Annotated in this window: 4 protein-coding genes and 1 pseudogene; 2 read left to right on the top strand and 3 right to left on the bottom strand. The window is 48.2% G+C overall.

What is annotated here, in order from left to right; genetic code table 11:
- Both ACRCZA_RS04430 and ACRCZA_RS04425 read left to right on the top strand, forming a co-directional pair.
- Nucleotides 1-378: pseudogene (locus tag ACRCZA_RS04430) on the top strand (cytochrome C biosynthesis protein); the annotation flags it as partial.
- A gap of 89 nt (nucleotides 379-467) precedes the next feature.
- Nucleotides 468-653 (top strand): cytoplasmic protein, encoded by a 186-nt coding sequence (locus tag ACRCZA_RS04425; protein ID WP_438673264.1) that lies wholly within the window; start codon nucleotides 468-470, stop codon nucleotides 651-653.
- Between the two features lie 160 nt (nucleotides 654-813).
- Here ACRCZA_RS04425 and ACRCZA_RS04420 read toward each other — a convergent pair whose 3' ends face one another.
- Genes ACRCZA_RS04420 through ACRCZA_RS04410 form a run of 3 tightly spaced genes read right to left on the bottom strand, consistent with a single transcriptional unit; the run spans nucleotide 814 to nucleotide 2081 of the window.
- Nucleotides 814-1104, bottom strand: a complete 291-nt coding sequence (locus ACRCZA_RS04420) for a hypothetical protein (RefSeq protein WP_438673263.1) — start codon at nucleotides 1102-1104, stop codon at nucleotides 814-816.
- Nucleotides 1059-1667 (bottom strand): class I SAM-dependent methyltransferase, encoded by a 609-nt coding sequence (locus ACRCZA_RS04415; protein WP_438673262.1) that lies wholly within the window; start codon nucleotides 1665-1667, stop codon nucleotides 1059-1061. Before ACRCZA_RS04415 ends, ACRCZA_RS04420 begins: the two co-directional genes overlap by 46 nt.
- Before the next feature lie 3 nt (nucleotides 1668-1670).
- On the bottom strand, nucleotides 1671-2081 hold the full coding sequence (locus ACRCZA_RS04410) for a hypothetical protein (protein WP_438673261.1): 411 nt from the start codon (nucleotides 2079-2081) through the stop codon (nucleotides 1671-1673).
- Nucleotides 2082-2197: the final 116 nt, after the last annotated feature.

Raw genomic sequence — 2197 nt, 5'->3', positions numbered from 1 at the left:
TTAGCGATCCTCGCCAATGCCTATGAGTTACTGTGCACCGCAGGCTTTCCGATGATCTACACTAGCGTACTATCGATGCACAATCTGCCGGACATCGAGCGCTACATGTATCTGGTGCTGTACAACATCGTCTACGTGATCCCACTCGCGGTGATTGTGATTGTATTTAGCGCAACATTGGGCAAACGTAAACTCACCGAAAAAGAAGGTCAGGCCTTAAAACTGATGTCTGGTGTGATGATGCTTGGCATGGGCGTCGCGCTGGTTATCGACCCAACGGCTCTGCAAAATGTCAGCCTCGCCCTTGGCCTAATTTTAGGCTCCCTTGGGATCACAGCGCTTATCATCCTTGGGCGCAAACTGTTTAAAGCGAAATAACGTCAGCCCCAGCGGCAAATTCAAGCAATATTCTTAAAGAACATCTTGAGTTTGCCGATAACAGGGTCTGTCCACCACTAAGGGTACTTATGTCTATCTCGTTAAATAGCCAAGTGATTGCACCCAATTTAGACAACGGCGCCATTGGCGTAAAGGTCGCAAAGCTCGCCCGGGAGCAGCAACAAGCCGAGGGGCAAATGATCCTTGCCTTGATTGAAGCCGCCGCCCCAAAGCCTGTAGGCAATAGCGGTCACCATATCAATACCACGGCCTAACCTATGCTTTAGCCCTAAGCCTTAAGCCTCAAACAAAAAAACGCCCAACAACTTGTTGGGCGTTTTTTATCGCGTTAATAACCTACTCACGCTGTGAGCACTTGTGTGAGTACTGATGTGAGTACTTGCGCCACAAGCGAATAAGCTAATGATTGACTCGCTATGAAAAAGCATTGCCGTTGACATGCATAATGGTAAAAGTCCACACCACAAATGCGAGCGGAATGTGGACGAGAGCATAAAAGCATTGGTCGAGGCGTCCCATTCCTTTTGCCAGAAAAATTAAGTACATATGCAGACAAATCACGATAGGGAATAATGCCAACAGCGGATAGAGTGCAATCGGACTGGCATCCGCCAGTAAGCTATGGCTCAGCAATGCCCAGCCAACCATCATGGCCGTGGTTAACGGTGGTGTTGCAACACGGTACTGCTCTGGGTAGGGAAACATCCTAGCACCTCTGTTCCTGCATGCGTGGTGGGGTATGGTGACTTTTGGGCGATAAGCTGCGCTTTAAAGCTGGCGCGCCCCGTGAGAGGATCAGCTAATCTGCCTTCAAAATAATGCAAAGGTTGAAAGTTAGCAAATACTGATTTCAGTTCATTTTCAATCAGTAAGAAATCAGGATTGCGTGGCCTACCCAGACTTGCCTGTTGCCAAGTAAAAGTCTCATACACTATGAGTCCACCGGGCTTTATGCTTTGGTTGATTTGCGCCAATAATGGTCGATACAAGTAGTTAAATACTAAAACAATATCAAAAGCCTCAACTGGCAGCTGCGGCGCGTCAGGACGCTCTAAATCCCACTGCCATCGGGCTGCACTGGCATGCGCAAAAGGCGAGAGTGCACTTAAGTCCTTATCAATAAAGGTAACATTGGCACCACGCTCGCAAAACCAGCCGCCATTACGCCCATTACCGCAGGCAACATCGGCAACCTTTAAGCCTGCCAAAGGAGGCCACGCAAACGCGCTGATTAAAGGTGCAGGTATGCCCAGCTGGGTAAGGTGCATGTGTTAGCCCTTAATTTCTTTTTTAGAATCAATCACTCGGCGGTGCACCAACGAATAATGCCTCAATCCCGCAGGGCCGTGGGAGACAATCACTGACAAAAAGACTATCAGGGTTAAGATCTCAGGCTTATGATTAGCAAGGGGGATGAATAAGCACAATAACCCCAATTTTAATAAAGTTAACACCCCCTTAAGCTGGATCAGCCAGCGCCAGTCTCGCACAACTTCCCACAGCATGAGTATCACGCCAGTGGCCATCGCCAGATACCAATAATTTATCCATAGGGCTTTGTCTGCCGCGACAATAATTCCCCCACCCGAGCCAACGACGCCAAGAATATGCAGCGCCCTGAGCATGGTTTTACTCAACCTTTGGATCCAAAAACGTTTTTGCGAGATAAACCCCTCAGCCATATACCCAACCTTAAGCATTCAATATTAATTTCAACGACAAATAACCGCGCCCCTAAGGGTATTGCAAAATCCGGCCAGATCATACCCCATTTCATTGACGACCTGTCATTGCTGTA

It is taken from the genome of Shewanella sp. (assembly GCF_051658185.1).
Taxonomy (GTDB): domain Bacteria; phylum Pseudomonadota; class Gammaproteobacteria; order Enterobacterales; family Shewanellaceae; genus Shewanella.
The sequence above is the reverse complement of the archived record's forward strand: the minus strand, read 5'-3'. Positions and strand labels throughout refer to the sequence as shown.